Raw genomic sequence first — 15,776 nt, forward strand, 5'->3', positions numbered from 1 at the left:
TGGCAATAGTGAATCAGGGGTTTAGAAGTTTTTTTCTATCTCTCTGATAAAATCATTTGATGCGCTGCAAAGCTTCCACATTGTTCACATAACCGACAAAATCCAGTATGATGAATAAAGATACGAAGCATGCTGGTTATACAGCATTCCTGATGGAGAAGTCCTTAAACGTACTTATTAGATTTTTTAATGCTTTAAATTGGAAATGTTTTCATGGAACTAAGATTGTTTTTATACCTTGTTGGCAAAGGAGAGATATGCTATGACAGCTACCAAAGGCTTGGAAGGTATCGTTGCAACAACTTCATCCATTAGCTCTATTGTGGATGGTGTACTCACTTACCGCGGTTATGATATTGATGAACTTGCAGATCATGCTACCTTTGAAGAAACAGCTTATCTGTTATGGTTCGGCAGTCTGCCGACGGCGCCAGAGCTGGAAGCGCTCAAGCGGGATCTCAGTGCTTTTGCACAGATTCCTGAGCAGGTAATCGAGCAAATGAAGCTCTATCCAAAAGACGCCAACACCATGGCAGCGTTGCGGTCGGCTGTATCAAGCCTGGCTCTCTATGATGAAGCGGCTGACGATATGAGCAGAGAAGCGAACGAGATTAAGGCGGTAAAACTGCAGGCACAACTCCCAACAATTGTGGCGGCACTGTCGCGAATTCGCAAAGGGCTTGAACCAGTGGCTCCGAAAGAAGGCGTTTCTATCGCTGAGAACTTCCTCTATATGCTGTGGGGAAAAGAGCCGGATAGCGTATCTGTCAAAGCACTTGATACCGCACTTGTTCTTCATGCGGATCATGAGCTGAATGCTTCGACTTTTGCAGGCAGGGTTACGGTTGCGACATTATCGGATATTTATTCTGGGGTTACCTCCGCTATTGGTGCGCTCAAAGGCCCGCTTCACGGTGGGGCGAATGAAGCCGTTATGAAGATGCTAGAGGAGATCGGAAGTTTGGAAGCGGTTGAACCCTATATCCGTAAGAAGCTGGATAACCGTGAGAAGATCATGGGCTTCGGTCATCGAGTATATAAGAATGGTGATCCACGTGCAAAGCATTTGATGAAAATGTCTTTGGAGCTTGGCACGATGAAGAATGATACTACGCTGTACGATATGTCCGTAAATATTGAGGAATTGATTACCGGCCAAAAGGGACTTAAACCGAATGTTGATTTCTATTCGGCGTCAGTTTATACACAGTTGGGTATTGAACGTGAGCTGTTCACTCCTATCTTTGCAATTAGCCGGACTTCAGGCTGGACTGCACATATTCTGGAGCAATATACAGATAACCGGATTATTCGGCCACGTGCAGAATACACAGGTATGATTGAACAGAAATACGTTCCAGTGGACGAAAGATAGAAGGGCAGCCTTGCAGGCTGCTCCTAATGTTTAGTAGAATGAACCCTAGCAATAGTGTTTTAAATTTTTGATTTAATGATGATGAGAGTTTTGTTCGATGCTTGTCAATGCTATTTAAATCCCACAAAACTTTAGGAGGAATACACTCAAATGTTGAAACTAGAAAAATTCGATCTACCTACAGAAGGCGAACAAATCACGATTAAAGAAGGAAAACTACAAGTTCCTAATCATCCAATTATTCCATTTATCGAGGGTGACGGTACAGGCCGTGATATTTGGAAAGCTTCCAAGCGCGTACTTGATGCAGCAGTATCTAAAGCTTATGGTGGCACTAAGCAAATCGCTTGGTACGAAGTATTTGCTGGCGAAAAAGCTTTCAATACATATGGTGAATGGCTGCCAAATGATACGTTGGAAGCAATCCGCGAATATTTTGTGGCGATCAAGGGACCACTTACTACTCCAATCGGAGGCGGTATTCGTTCGTTGAATGTAGCTTTGCGTCAAGAATTGGATTTGTACGTATGTCTGCGTCCAGTTCGTTATTTCCAAGGCGTTCCTTCCCCTGTTAAGCGTCCTGAGCTGGTGGATATGGTTATTTTCCGTGAGAATACGGAAGATATTTATGCAGGGATTGAATATCAAGAAGGCTCTGCTGAAGTGAAGAAAGTCATCGAATTCCTGCAAAAAGAGATGGGTGTTAACAAAATCCGTTTCCCTGAAACTTCTGGTATTGGTATCAAACCGGTATCCTCGGAAGGTTCGAAGCGCTTGGTGCGCGCTGCAATTGAATATGCGATCAAGCACGGACGTAAGAGCGTAACACTAGTTCACAAAGGAAACATCATGAAGTTCACTGAAGGTGCCTTCAAAAACTGGGGTTATGAAGTAGCTGAGCAAGAGTTCGGAGATAAGGTCTTCACTTGGAGTCAATATGATGTGATTAAGGAACGCGATGGTGAGGCTGCTGCTAATGCTGCTCAGAAGGATGCTGAAGCTGCTGGCAAAATCATTATCAAGGATGCTATTGCGGATATCGCATTGCAACAAGTTCTGACTCGTCCAACTGATTTCGATGTTATTGCTACGTTGAACCTGAACGGGGATTACCTGTCCGACGCACTCGCTGCACAAATCGGCGGCATCGGCATCGCTCCTGGAGCGAACATTAACTACATTACTGGCCACGCCATCTTTGAAGCTACCCATGGTACAGCTCCTAAATATGCAGATAAAGACGTTGTGAATCCTGGTTCTGTCATTCTGTCCGGCGTAATGCTCTTGGAGCACTTGGGCTGGCAGGAAGCAGCGGACCTGATTTATAAAGGTATGGAAACTGCTATTAACAATAAGACCGTGACTTATGACTTTGCCCGTCTGATGGAAGGTGCAACTGAGCTGAAATGCTCCGCATTTGCAGACGAAATTATTAACCACCTATAGGTTAGATTTGCCAGATAACATTAGCCTTACTTTATCATTTCTAGGAGGCGAATCTGTGGCAATCAAGCGTTATAAAATTACAGTGGTAGGCGCCGGTTTTACCGGCGCTACTACAGCTCTTATGTTAGCCCAAAAGGAACTTGGTGACGTTGTGCTGCTCGATATTCCACAAATGGAGAACCCTACCAAGGGGAAGGCGCTTGACATGCAAGAAGCAGGTCCTGTGCAGAGATTCGACAGTCATATTATTGGGACCTCAAGTTATGAAGATGCTGTAGATTCTGATATTGTAATTATCACTGCAGGGATTGCCCGTAAACCTGGGATGAGCCGCGACGATCTTGTGAATATCAATGCAGGGATTGTGAAGTCGGTATGCGAGAACGTAAGACATGTAGCGCCTGAATCTATCGTAATTATTTTGAGTAATCCGGTAGATGCGATGACTTATGCTGCTTTTGAAGCGCTAGGCTTTCCTAAGAATCGCGTAATCGGACAATCCGGTGTGCTGGATACAGCCCGTTACTGCACATTCATTGCGCAAGAGCTGAACGTATCCGTTGAAGATGTACGTGGTTTCGTAATAGGCGGACACGGCAATGATATGGTACCGCTCGTACGTTATTCTAGTGTTGGTGGCATTCCAATCGATACTTTGATTCCTGTGAATCGTATCGAGGAGATTGTGAAGCGTACACGTGTGGGTGGCGGGGAAATTGTTGATCTTTTAGGAAATGGTAGTGCATATTATGCTCCTGCTGCCTCTTTAGTTCAGATGACGGAAGCGATCTTGAAGGATAAGAAACGGATCATTCCGGTTATTGCCTTGCTTGAAGGCGAATATGGTTATGACAATCTGTTTCTGGGTGTTCCAGCTCTTCTTGGTGCGAATGGGATTGAGAAGATTTTTGAACTGGAGCTTACGGCTGATGAGAGAGCGGCTTTGGATAAGTCCGCTGAATCCGTACGCGAGGTAACAGCTTTATTATCTGTGTAAATTTGTGTAGAAGTAAGGGGAGGGTCCCAAAGGCCGTGAAACGGCTTAAGGACTCTCTCTTTTATTATCAACAACTTCAAAGAATGGTCACCTATGTTGCTTTTCTTATTCTATTATTATGGGTATAATAAGATGTAACTATTATCACAGTTAAATTGGAGGAGATATGATATGGATTGGAACGTTTTGTTTTTCTTACATATGATAGGGACGCTGGCACTAGGATTTTACCTTGTATTGCCTTTCATCATCGGTCGTGCTGAAAAATTGTCACCTGCAGCAAAAGAAGGTACGTTAAGTGCAGTTACTGGATTTAACCGCTTTGCACAGTACGGTTTAGTGATTCAACTACTTACAGGTGGTTACATGATGACCAAAGGTGATTATTCTGTAGCATGGATGATTATTATTGTTGTATTGCTACTAGCTATGTTTGCACTTGGCGGTATTATGAGCAAGCCACTGCGCCTTGCAGCTGCTGGAATTCGTGAGAACCGCGATGTTAAAGCAGAAACAGGCAAATTGCGTACGCTTAGTGCGCTGCTGTCAGTGTCATTGCTGCTCATGGTATTCTTTATGGTTTTTAACGACATCATTTAATCTGAATCACGATGAGCCCACTCCCTTAATGGAGAGTGGTTTTTTTTGTGTTTAAATGAACTTCAGATTGTTTGATTCTATCTGCAGCGTGGTAAGAACTTATCGAAAAGTGGTTTGAGAAATTGGGCAAGTACGTATAAACATTAATACTTGAGCCATCCTAAGACGATCAGTTAACTATCAATTGCTAACGAGAGGAGATAGGGATTATGTCAAACAATAAGCAAGCTACCAAAACCTTACCCCCGCAAGAGCAGCATCATCAGCCAGGAATTGAAAGCGAAATGAAGCCGTTGCCGAAATATGAGCCGGCTAATTATAAAGCAGCAGGTAAGCTGGAGGGTAAGGCGGCGCTTATCACTGGAGGAGACAGTGGAATCGGACGGGCTGTTGCTGTTCTTTTTGCTAAAGAAGGCGCTGATGTAGTGATTTCATATCTGAATGAGCACTCTGATGCAGAGGAAACGAAACGTCAGGTGGAGCAGGAAGGTCGCAAATGTATTCTAATTCCCGGAGATATTGGTGTGGAATCCTTCTGTAAGGATCTAATTAAACAGACGGTAGAGGGCCTCGGTAAACTGGATATTCTCATCAATAACGCGGCGGAGCAGCATCCGCAAGCTAAGATTGAAGATATTACTTCCGAGCAGCTAGAGCGTACATTCCGAACGAACATATTTGCGATGTTTTATTTGACCAAAGCGGCTATGCCTCATCTAAAAGCAGGATCTGCTATCATCAATACGACATCGATTACCGCTTATCGCGGTAGCCCACAATTGCTGGACTATTCTTCAACAAAAGGAGCGATTCTGAGCTTCACACGTTCCTTATCTACGAATCTGGCGGAGCAAGGCATTCGGGTAAATGGTGTTGCTCCGGGTCCAATTTGGACACCGCTTATCCCGTCTACCTTTGATGCGAAGCAGGTTAGCGAGTTCGGGGGTACACAGCCTATGAAGCGTCCGGGACAGCCAGAGGAGCTGGCTCCGGCATATGTATATCTAGCCTCCGATGATTCTAGCTATGTGACTGGACAGGTTATTCATGTAAATGGTGGCGAGGTTGTAAACGGGTAGAGGCTACAGCTTAACCTAGATCTATATATATAAAGCTCTAATTCAGGATTAGCTGAACTAGAGCTTTTTTTGTATTGATCATGGGGTTTAGTTTCCGGCAGAGAGCTCATCCAGCGACATTTCAAAGCTCGGTGCCATATGAGTCAGGAAGTAATCTACTTCCTGTAGTCCGAGCCCGCGCAGCTTCGCGGCTGTTTGCTCTTTCGCCGCTGCAAATTCACGGTTGCCCGCAGCAACCTCCCACACACATTTCAAGTAGGCATCCAGCCGATCGGCTGCCTTAACGTAGCTATGCAGCAGGATGTCCTCCGAATCGGGAGTACTATCTTCTGGCTGCATCAGTTGCTTGTAAATGCCCTGAAGCTCGGAAGGAATCATACCGGTTAAGCGTTCCGAAGCAACTCTTTCCATTTCGCGGAAGCTAGTAAGTAGACGAGGGTTATTGTATTTCACTGGCGTGGCAATGTCACCAGTGAACACTTCGCTGGCATCATGAAACAGGGCCATAGTTGCTGCTCTTTCAGCATTTAATGAACGCCCATAATGAACATTACCAATGGAACAGAGCATATGTGTGAGCAGGGCAACATGAAAAGAATGCTCAGCAACGTTCTCCGGTGCGGTGCTTCGCATTAGGCTCCAACGCTGAATATATTGAAGCCGATATAAATAGGCGGAAAAATGGTAGTTCAATTTTAAAGTAACCCCTTTCATGCGGTGCTAGGTATGATATTATTATATTAATTGTATCAGACTTTAGATAATCTGGATCTGCTGAGAGGAGCTTGAATGAATATGCAGCATTTTGAAGACAGCGTTTATAATCTAATTGTAGAAACGTCCACGAACTTGCCTGGTGATGTACGCCGGGCGGTCGCCAAGGGACGCGCGCTAGAGGACAGAGCTACCCGGTCAGGTCTTGCTTTAACTACGATTGCTCAAAATATCGGAATGGCTGAGGCACAAGTGTCTCCGATCTGTCAGGATACGGGGATGCCTACATTTATCATTCACACACCTGTAGGAATCAATCAGATTGAGATGAAAAAAGATATTCATAACGCCATCGTACGGGCGACCAAGAACGGCAAGCTTCGTCCTAATTCCGTAGATTCACTAACAGGTGAGAACAGCGGAGATAATTTGGGGGCAGGAACACCAGTTATTCATTTCGAGCAGTGGGAAGAAGATAAAATAGATGTTAGACTTATTTTAAAAGGTGGAGGCTGTGAGAATAAGAATATCCAGTACAGCCTTCCGGCAGAATTAGAAGGATTGGGCAAAGCAGGTCGTGATCTGGACGGAATCCGCAAATGTATTCTCCATGCCGTTTATCAGGCACAAGGGCAAGGCTGTAGTGCTGGTTTTATTGGCGTTGGGATCGGCGGCGACCGCACGACAGGGTATGAGCTGGCTAAGAAGCAGTTGTTCCGTAAAGTGGAGGATGTTAATCCGATAGAGGATCTCAGTAAACTGGAAGATTACATCATGGAGAATGCCAATAAGCTGGGCATAGGAACAATGGGCTTTGGTGGGGAAGTATCGCTGCTTGGTTGTAAGGTCGGCGTTATGAATCGTCTCCCAGCCAGCTTTTTCGTATCTGTTGCGTATAACTGCTGGGCGTTCCGCCGCCAAGGTGTACTGGTTGATCCATCAACCGGCAATATTGAGGAGTGGCTATATGAGAGCGGAACAGGGATCTCGGTAGAGGATGGAAGGGATCAGGCATCCGAATCAGAAGTCCCAGGTGCAGGAGACAACAATGCAGCTACTGAATCTCGCGAAGTACGTCTGACCACACCGATTAGTGAAGAGGATATCCGGAGTTTACGAGTTGGGGATGTAGTCATTTTATCCGGTGAAATGCATACGGGCCGTGACGCACTTCATAAATATCTAATGGATCATGACGCTCCGGTGGATTTGGACGGTGCCGTGATCTATCACTGTGGTCCTGTAATGATGAAGGACGAGGAAGGCTGGCATGTTAAAGCAGCAGGTCCGACTACTAGTATCCGTGAAGAGCCTTATCAAGGCGATATTATCAAGAAATTTGGAATTCGTGCCGTCATCGGAAAAGGTGGAATGGGTCCAAAAACATTAAAAGCCCTTCAGGAGCACGGGGGCGTGTACCTCAATGCAATTGGTGGTGCCGCACAGTATTATGCGGAATGCATCAAGAAAGTAAATGCGGTTGATTTCATGGAATTTGGTATTCCTGAGGCGATGTGGCATTTGGATGTGGAGGGCTTCGCTGCTATAGTAACGATGGATGCCCATGGCAACAGTCTGCACGCAGATGTAGAGAAAGATTCCGCAGCCAAGCTGACCCAGTTCAAAGAGCCTGTGTTTAAATAAGGTGATTTACAGCTCGGTAAATAAGGTGTAAAGAGGATGACCTTATTTACCGAGCTTGTCTAAAGGAGGTAGATGAATGGTACCGCATTATATTAGAAATGGTCTTCTGAATGTTACCCCGTATTTTATCGTCGAAGGTGCAGATCGATTGATTGAGTTTGTTGTGAACTGCTTTGATGCTAGAATTAATGATATGCTGCGGAATGATGAAGGAAAGATTAGACATGCCGAGCTGAGAATTGGGGATTCAATCATAGAGGTTTCTGAAGCCAACGAGAAATATTCACCAGTACAGCTCGCGATTCATCTCTATGTAAGAAATGTGGATGAGACCTTTCGTAAGTGCTTGGACGCCGGGGCATCTATCATTGAAGAACCTCTGGACAAGTCTTATGGAGAAAGAGGAGCGGGGATTAGAGATATTCAGGGCAATCAGTGGTTTCTTGCAACCTGCATAGAATGAAAACACGATATTTTACAAAAGTAATACAAAGTAACAGTCCAGAGATGATCAACTTGGGCTGTTATTTTTATATAATCTATTATAGTGGGGATTTGTTTCACGAAAATAGTAGCACTGGTTTTTTGATGAAAATGAAGTTAGGATAAAAGATACAACGATAAAGGGAGAGGCACACTTTAGATGAAACCGTTTCGCGCGCGTCTTACGTTTATACTTATGGCCTTAATCGGCATTTCCATGATTGGCACTGGATTTACGATGGCTCATCTGTTTAAGAGCTCCCATATAGCTGCTCTCGAAGAGAACATGTCCCGGGAAATAAATCTACTCGCTGGTACATTGGAATTTGTAGATATGGATGGCTCTAATGCAATTTCGTATTACACGGAGCAGGCTGAGCATATCGCCAAGCTTCTAGATTCCCGGATTACTTTTATTGGTAAGTCAGGTAAAGTTTTAGGGGATTCAGAGAAAAATCCGCTGGAGATGGACAATCACTCTGATCGTGAAGAGGAGATTGTTGCGGCAAAAGAGGGGACTGGGCGAGCCATTCGTTACAGCGAAACATTGGATCGCGAGATGCTTTATGTAGCTGAGCGGGTAACCTCGGATCAGGGTTTTGACGGATACATTCGGGTCTCGATGGGACTTGATGCAGTAACGGAAGGGCTTAATCGTGCTTGGATGATAATGGCTGGGGGTCTAGTTGTTTTATTCCTGTTAGCAACTATTGTTAGCTATAAAGTGGCATCGAGCATGACTTCACCGCTTGAACAAATTACGAGAGTTGCAAGGCGTATAACAGATCTTGATTATGATGCAAGAGTCCACTTGAAGCGCAAAGATGAGGTTGGGCAGCTGGCAACAGCGATTAATGCCATGGCTGACAGTCTTCAGGCTCAGCTTAAGACCATTCGTGATAATGAAGATCTGCTGCAAAGCGTACTGGACAATATGACTGGCGGCATCATAATGATCAATGCGGACGAAGAAATTGCCCTGCTAAACCGGGCTTCGGAGCATATGCTGGATGTTAGCAACAGTGAAATGGCGGGTCATTCGTACAAAGAGCTAAAACGTCATTATGAACTGACTCGTCTGCTTGAAGAAGGAGTATCGAGTAAAGAACCGCTCCATGAAGAACGGAGTATTTACAATCCTAGAGAACGAATTATACGTATGGACGCAGTACCTATGATCCAGGATGGGTCCTACAGAGGGATGCTCTTCCTTCTGCAAGAGGTAACAGAGATACGTCGACTTGAGCGGATGCGGAGTGAATTCGTCGCTAACGTATCCCATGAATTGAAGACGCCGGTTGCTGCTGTTAAAGGTTTTGCCGAGACCTTGCTGGGTGGTGGGGTTAAGGATGAGAAGACAGCCCGTTCCTTTTTGCAAATTATTTATGATGAGAACGAACGTTTAAATCGATTAATAGGAGATATTTTAGAATTATCTAAAATCGAATCAAAACGTGTGCAGCTCGATTGTTCACCTGTTCATATCATTGAATTCTTTGATTCTGTGCTAGGAACCATTAGCAAAGTGGCTGAGAAGAAGAATATTAGTCTTAATGTTGAGGTTCCTGAGGAGCTGTTCATTGAGGCAGACGAGGATAAACTGCGTCAAATTTTCATGAATTTGCTCTCCAATGCGATTAATTACACGCATGAAGGGGGTAGCGTAAAAGTCTATGTTAAGAATATACTGAAGCCAGATGGTTCTGAGAATGTTCAATTTACCGTTACCGATACAGGGATGGGCATTCCCAAAAAGGATCTGCCGCGTATTTTTGAAAGATTTTATCGGGTGGATAAGGCAAGATCCAGAAGCTCCGGCGGAACTGGGCTGGGGCTGTCTATTGTGAAGCACTTGGTAGATATGCACCATGGTGTGATTTCGGTAAAAAGTGATTTGGGGATCGGAAGCTCATTTATTATTGAGTTGCCGCTCTTGCAGGAAGAAAAGGTGGATTAGATTTCTGTAAATTCACCTTTCGATTTTACACCAAGTTAACATTATGGTGATATGATTGTTTTGTTGTTGTTTTGTAAAAATCAAACTATATGGAAGACGGGGGAACCTATGGCTCAACGATTGCTTGTCATTGAAGACGAACCGACACTGGCCCGGCTGTTGTCCTATAACTTAACGCAGGAAGGTTACGAGGTGACAGTAGAGGATCATGGTACGGCAGGATATGATCGTGCGACGAGGGAACCTTTTGACTTGATCGTATTAGATCTGATGTTGCCAGGTATGAATGGCATTGACATCCTTGATAAATTGCGTGGACAAGGTATCCGAACACCTATTATTGTGTTGACCGCCAAAAATGCGGAAGAAGATGTAGTTAGAGGGTTGAAATCAGGTGCTGATGATTATATCACCAAACCATTCGGTGTCTCCGAACTACTTGCAAGAGTAAGTGCTGTACTTCGGCGGATTTCTGGACTTGCTGAAGAAGCACCGACAGAAACACCTATCTCTGCTTCTACCATTATTTTAGGTCAATTAGAGATATACCCTGAGAGATATGAAGTCTCCCTCGGTGGGCATAGTATTAACTTGCGGCCTAAAGAGTTCGAAGTCCTGTTATATTTGGCGCGTAAGCCAGGAGTTGTGTTGACGAGAGATGATCTCATGAATGCTGTATGGGGCTTTGATTACATTGGTGGACAGCGTACAGTGGACGTACATGTGAGTTCACTCCGTAAAAAGCTTGAGCTAGATCCAGAATCGGTTCATATCGATTCGATTCGGGGCGTAGGCTATAAACTGGTTGTTAATAAAAAGAGAGCTCCGGTCATTTAGGATGACTGGAGTTCTATTTTTTCTATACATTTCATAAATAAGAATAGTTTGGAGTACTAGTTAGCTTCTGGGGAAATACTGTGATGTGAATCCATTTATCTCACTGATTTTACATTGCGTTAACATTTCTCTCCAACTGTATTTACACTAAAAGCTTATCATGGAGATCGAAGATGATGAGAAGGAGACGTAAACACTAATGAAATCCATCATTGACATAGAGAATCTTGATCTCTACTATGAGTCGTTCCACGCACTGAAGAATGTGAATCTGCAAATTCCGGAGAAACAGGTTACCGCTTTTATTGGACCTTCCGGTTGCGGCAAATCCACGTTGCTTCGCACATTGAATCGTATGAATGATATGATTCCTGGCACACGTATAGAAGGAACTGTAAACATCGGTGGCAAAAATATTTATAGTGATGAGGTAGAGGTAGAAAGCCTGCGTAAGCAGGTCGGTATGGTGTTTCAACAGCCGAATCCTTTTCCAAAATCGATTTACGACAACGTAGCTTACGGTCCCCGTCTACACGGCATCCGCTCCAAAAGTGAGCTGGATGAGATCGTAGAAAAAAGCTTGCGTCACTCCGCTCTATGGGAGGAAGTGAAGGATTTTCTGAAGAAATCTGCCCTTAGCTTGTCCGGTGGACAGCAGCAACGGCTGTGTATTGCTAGAGCGCTAGCGGTACAGCCTGATATTTTGCTAATGGATGAGGCAACCTCTGCACTCGACCCTGTATCCACACTCAAGATTGAAGAGCTTGTTCAGGAACTAAGAAGTGAGTATACAATTGTTATGGTTACTCATAACATGCATCAAGCGGCACGTGTTTCAGGTCGAACCGTGTTTTTCTTGAATGGTGTAATCGTAGAGGCGGCGGACACAGAGGTTCTTTTCTCGACCCCTAAAGATTCCCGTACTGAAGATTATATTTCCGGACGTTTCGGCTGATCAGATTAAAAAGGGTGTTCGTCCCTGGAAATGGCAAGCTGACCATACGTTAATGAGGAGGATCGCTCTTATTATGATTCGCAGAAAAGAATTTGATAAAGACTTAGAAGAGCTGCGCAGTCTGCTGCAGCAAATGGGTGAGCATGTTAAAGATGCTCTTGAAGGTGCAATTAATGCATTACAAAATCTTGATACAGCGCTCGCACAGGAAGTCGTTGAGGCGGATCTACAGTTAAATGCCATGGAAGATAAAATCATGGAAATTGGCTCACGCTTAATTATTACTCAGCAGCCTGTAGCCAAGGATTTGCGACGCATTATCGTTGCCTTCAAAATATCAAGCGATTTGGAACGTATGGGTGATCTGGCGCTTGATGTAGCAAAAGCAACCATGCGTCTTCAAGGACAAACGCTGATTAAGCCACTTGTTGACATTCCTCGTATGGCTGAAATCGTGACAATTATGATCGATGAGGCAATCCAGTCCTATCTGGATGAGAACACTGATCTGGCTTATAAAATGGCACAGGATGATGATCAGGTCGATCAATTGTATGGTGCGATGATTAATGAGTTGTATTCTTATATGGTAACAAAGCCGGAGACAGTATCCCAAGCTATGTTATTGACGCTGGTAGGCCGTTATATCGAACGGATTGGCGATCATGCTACTAACATTGGTGAAAGTGTAGTTTACTTGGTTACCGGTAGTCGTCCAGATTTGAATGAATAGCTTTGATTCAAAAGATGTTTGGTACTTGTCGTAACTGCGGAGAATGCTTGGACTTTCGGCCGCTGCTCCTACAGTTCCAAACCTCTCCTCCATTACTTGCACCATCACATCTTTTGTGTTTTTTAGGTAAATTAAGTAGCCGTCCTTATATTAGGACGGCTACTTGTTGTATAGGCGTTTCTACTTAGACAGGCCATATGTTAAGATGTAAGGAGTAAGCATGATAAAGGCGAGGTGCACTATGGACAAGTTGATACTTATAGATGGAAATAATATTATTTACCGCGCTTTCTTCGCGATGCCCCCGTTAACGAATACAGCAGGGCAACAGACGAACGCGGTGTACGGTTTCACAACGATGCTGCTCCGTTTAATTGAAGAACATAAGCCGACGCATATGATTGTTGCATTTGATGCAGGGAAAGTCACATTCCGGCATGAAGGTTATGAGGATTATAAAGGCGGTCGGCAAAAGACACCTCCGGAGCTCTCCGAGCAGTTCCCGCTATTGAAAGAATTACTCACTAATCTAGGGGTGCCGCAGTTTGAAATTGGCAATTATGAGGCCGATGATATTATTGGTACCATTTCTCGCCAAGCCGATGAAGCAGGCCGGAAGGTTATGATCGTGTCAGGAGATAAGGACATGCTTCAATTGGCTTCTGAACACACGACCGTTGCGCTAATCCGCAAAGGAGTTACTGAGGTTGAGCTTTATGGACCGGAACAAATTCGTGAGAAATATGACCTAACCCCAGAGCAGATCATAGATCTTAAAGGACTGATGGGCGATGCGAGTGATAACATTCCGGGAGTTCCCGGTGTGGGTGAAAAAACTGCACTCAAGCTGTTGCATCAATTCGGATCGGTTGAAGGTGTATTAGCGGGAACAGGTGAGCTTAAAGGCAAAATGAAAGAAAAGCTGGAAGCTCATGCAGAAGACGCAGTAATGAGTAAGAAACTGGCGACCATCTATCGTGAAGTGCCTCTGGAGCATTCGTGGGATGATATGGTCTTTAACGGAATTTCTGCGGATACAGCTGGGCCTGCACTCGCTAAATTGGAGTTCAAATCACTTTTGGAGCGCTTAGATCTAAGTGCCTATACTCCTGTTAATGCTGGTGAAGAAGGTGCTGCAGAAGTAGAAGCCGCGACCCTTGATATTACGATCGTTAGTGAAAATGAACTGGAGACGCTGAATGAAGCGCTGCCTAGTATTTCTGCATTACATGTGGAGTCCAATGGGGATAATCCGCATCGTGCTGAGGTAATCGGGGTAGGGTTATCTTCTCTGGAGCGGCATTATTATGTACCGTTTGAATTACTGCAGAAACCAGCTGCTGCGAAGCTGCGCGATTGGTTAGGAAATGAAAAGGCTCCGAAGAGCGGCTATGATCTTCACCGTGCAGATTTGGCGCTCCATTGGCAAGGCATTGCTTTTGCAGGTGCGGCTCATGATGTACAGTTGGCAGCTTATTTGCTGGATCCGACGGAAGCTAATCAGAACTTAAATGATCTAGCTACTAAATACGGCTTACCACGCTTATCTCCAGATGAAGAGGTATTCGGAAAAGGTGCTAAATACAAGATTCCTGAGCTTGAAATCTTAGGGAATCACGTCGCACGTAAGAGTGCTGCGGTTCTCGGGATTGCTCAGAAGCAACAACAGGAGCTTGTCGAGACAGCGATGACCGGACTGTTCGAAGATTTGGAGATGCCTTTATCACGTATTCTCGCGGATATGGAGAAACAAGGAATCGCAGTCAACGAAGAGGATCTTAAAGAGCTAGGTAAAGAATTCGAAGCTCAAATTTCTAAGCTGGTCACTGAAATATACGAATTAAGTGGCACGGAGTTCAATTTGAATTCACCAAAGCAACTGGGTGAAATTTTATTCGTTAAGCTAGGTTTGCCTGTTGTTAAGAAGACGAAGACAGGCTATTCCACCGATGCTGAGGTGCTTGAGAAACTAGCGCCTTATCATGACGTGGTACGTTTGATTTTGCAATATCGCACGATTGCGAAGCTCCAGTCTACATACGTAGAAGGACTTCTTAAAGAAATATCTCCGAAAACAGGAAAGGTGCATACCTTCTATCGGCAGACGATTGCGGCTACTGGACGTCTCAGCAGTCAATATCCGAACCTGCAGAACATTCCTATCCGCTTAGAGGAAGGACGCAAAATCCGTAAGGTGTTCGTTCCGTCCGAACCGGGCTGGTCGATCTTGGCAGCGGACTATTCGCAGATCGAACTGCGAGTATTGGCACATATCTCTGGTGATGAGCGGATGAAGGAAGCTTTTCTACATGATATGGATATCCACACGAAGACAGCGATGGATGTGTTTGGAGTTACGGCCGATCAGGTTGATAGCAATATGCGCCGTGCTGCTAAAGCCGTTAACTTTGGGATCGTGTATGGAATCAGTGATTATGGTCTGTCGCAGAACTTGAATATTCCTCGTAAAGAAGCCGCTCAATTTATTGAGCAGTATTTTGAGGTATACCAGGGCGTTCGTCGATATATGGACGATATCGTAGTAGAAGCACGGAAACATGGTTATGTAACCACATTACTGGAACGTCGTCGTTACTTGCCTGAGATTAATGCGAAGAACTTTAATCTACGTTCTTTTGCGGAACGTACGGCAATGAATACACCTATCCAAGGAACTGCCGCTGATATTATTAAGCTGGCGATGGTGCATATGGACAAGGCTCTTTATGAGCGCGGGCTAAAGAGCCGTATGCTGCTTCAGGTGCACGATGAGCTTGTATTCGAGGTACCAGAGGATGAAATGGAGCTCATGAAGACGCTTTTGCCGGAAGTGATGGGTGGAGCATTGCAGTTATCTGTGCCGCTTAAAGCAGAGGTAAGTTTTGGAAGCAATTGGTACGAAGCGAAATAGGCTCCCTTTAAGGTGTGCATATCAGCTATAATGTAGTTGAGGTGA

13 protein-coding genes are annotated in these 15,776 nt (G+C 44.7%); 12 read left to right on the forward strand and 1 reads right to left on the reverse strand.

All coding sequences use genetic code 11. The annotated features are described in order from the left end of the window. Positions 1-262: 262 nt before the first annotated feature. From citZ to NSU15_RS09700, 5 genes are all read left to right on the forward strand, one after another. The gene (citZ, locus tag NSU15_RS09680; protein ID WP_076121502.1) at positions 263-1,375 is read left to right on the forward strand and encodes a citrate synthase; all 1,113 of its coding nucleotides are present in this window, start codon (positions 263-265) and stop codon (positions 1,373-1,375) included. A gap of 150 nt (positions 1,376-1,525) precedes the next feature. Beyond that, a complete protein-coding gene (gene icd, locus NSU15_RS09685) occupies positions 1,526-2,821 on the forward strand; it encodes an NADP-dependent isocitrate dehydrogenase (RefSeq protein ID WP_094874018.1) in 1,296 nt (431 codons plus the stop codon). A gap of 55 nt (positions 2,822-2,876) precedes the next feature. Beyond that, entirely contained in the window at positions 2,877-3,818 is a 942-nt protein-coding gene (gene mdh / locus NSU15_RS09690; RefSeq protein ID WP_339290090.1) for a malate dehydrogenase, read from the forward strand. A 171-nt stretch (positions 3,819-3,989) separates the two neighbouring features. Continuing rightward, positions 3,990-4,418 (forward strand): hypothetical protein, encoded by a 429-nt coding sequence (locus NSU15_RS09695; protein WP_042125989.1) that lies wholly within the window; start codon positions 3,990-3,992, stop codon positions 4,416-4,418. A gap of 209 nt (positions 4,419-4,627) precedes the next feature. Further along, positions 4,628-5,497, forward strand: coding sequence for an SDR family oxidoreductase (locus tag NSU15_RS09700; RefSeq protein ID WP_042125991.1), 870 nt, complete (start codon positions 4,628-4,630; stop codon positions 5,495-5,497). A gap of 87 nt (positions 5,498-5,584) precedes the next feature. Here the strand turns inward: NSU15_RS09700 and yfbR are convergent, their stop codons facing one another. Further along, entirely contained in the window at positions 5,585-6,190 is a 606-nt protein-coding gene (yfbR, locus tag NSU15_RS09705; protein ID WP_339290092.1) for a 5'-deoxynucleotidase, read from the reverse strand. A gap of 102 nt (positions 6,191-6,292) precedes the next feature. On the opposite strand from yfbR, the gene NSU15_RS09710 reads away from it, so the two are divergent. The 7 genes from NSU15_RS09710 (at position 6,293) to polA (ending at position 15,731) form a co-directional block, all read left to right on the forward strand. Further along, positions 6,293-7,855, forward strand: coding sequence for a fumarate hydratase (locus tag NSU15_RS09710; protein WP_042132013.1), 1,563 nt, complete (start codon positions 6,293-6,295; stop codon positions 7,853-7,855). Between the two features lie 76 nt (positions 7,856-7,931). After that, positions 7,932-8,318, forward strand: a complete 387-nt coding sequence (locus tag NSU15_RS09715; protein WP_042125994.1) for a VOC family protein — start codon at positions 7,932-7,934, stop codon at positions 8,316-8,318. Between the two features lie 180 nt (positions 8,319-8,498). Further along, entirely contained in the window at positions 8,499-10,295 is a 1,797-nt protein-coding gene (locus tag NSU15_RS09720) for an ATP-binding protein (protein WP_042125996.1), read from the forward strand. Positions 10,296-10,403: 108 nt separating this feature from the next. Next, positions 10,404-11,132 (forward strand): response regulator transcription factor, encoded by a 729-nt coding sequence (locus tag NSU15_RS09725; protein ID WP_042125998.1) that lies wholly within the window; start codon positions 10,404-10,406, stop codon positions 11,130-11,132. 199 nt (positions 11,133-11,331) lie between these two features. Beyond that, entirely contained in the window at positions 11,332-12,087 is a 756-nt protein-coding gene (pstB, locus tag NSU15_RS09730; RefSeq protein WP_234541056.1) for a phosphate ABC transporter ATP-binding protein PstB, read from the forward strand. 73 nt (positions 12,088-12,160) lie between these two features. Further along, positions 12,161-12,820, forward strand: a complete 660-nt coding sequence (gene phoU, locus NSU15_RS09735; RefSeq protein WP_339290096.1) for a phosphate signaling complex protein PhoU — start codon at positions 12,161-12,163, stop codon at positions 12,818-12,820. A gap of 241 nt (positions 12,821-13,061) precedes the next feature. Continuing rightward, positions 13,062-15,731 carry a DNA polymerase I gene (gene polA / locus NSU15_RS09740; RefSeq protein ID WP_339290098.1) on the forward strand — a complete coding sequence of 890 codons (2,670 nt, stop codon included), beginning with the start codon at positions 13,062-13,064 and terminating at the stop codon, positions 15,729-15,731. Positions 15,732-15,776: the final 45 nt, after the last annotated feature.

Origin of the sequence: Paenibacillus sp. FSL E2-0201 (genome assembly GCF_037963325.1) — a bacterium.
Classification (GTDB): domain Bacteria; phylum Bacillota; class Bacilli; order Paenibacillales; family Paenibacillaceae; genus Paenibacillus_AQ.

Bases quoted from the DNA above. Each gene is read 5' to 3' on its own strand.
- NSU15_RS09720 (WP_042125996.1), top strand. From the start codon at position 8,499: ATGAAACCGTTTCGCGCGCGTCTTACGTTTATACTTATGGCCTTAATC.
- NSU15_RS09710 (WP_042132013.1), top strand. From the start codon at position 6,293: ATGCAGCATTTTGAAGACAGCGTTTATAATCTAATTGTAGAAACGTCC.
- pstB (WP_234541056.1), top strand. From the start codon at position 11,332: ATGAAATCCATCATTGACATAGAGAATCTTGATCTCTACTATGAGTCG.
- NSU15_RS09725 (WP_042125998.1), top strand. From the start codon at position 10,404: ATGGCTCAACGATTGCTTGTCATTGAAGACGAACCGACACTGGCCCGG.
- polA (WP_339290098.1), top strand. From the start codon at position 13,062: ATGGACAAGTTGATACTTATAGATGGAAATAATATTATTTACCGCGCT.
- icd (WP_094874018.1), top strand. From the start codon at position 1,526: ATGTTGAAACTAGAAAAATTCGATCTACCTACAGAAGGCGAACAAATC.
- citZ (WP_076121502.1), top strand. From the start codon at position 263: ATGACAGCTACCAAAGGCTTGGAAGGTATCGTTGCAACAACTTCATCC.
- NSU15_RS09715 (WP_042125994.1), top strand. From the start codon at position 7,932: ATGGTACCGCATTATATTAGAAATGGTCTTCTGAATGTTACCCCGTAT.
- NSU15_RS09700 (WP_042125991.1), top strand. From the start codon at position 4,628: ATGTCAAACAATAAGCAAGCTACCAAAACCTTACCCCCGCAAGAGCAG.
- phoU (WP_339290096.1), top strand. From the start codon at position 12,161: ATGATTCGCAGAAAAGAATTTGATAAAGACTTAGAAGAGCTGCGCAGT.
- NSU15_RS09695 (WP_042125989.1), top strand. From the start codon at position 3,990: ATGGATTGGAACGTTTTGTTTTTCTTACATATGATAGGGACGCTGGCA.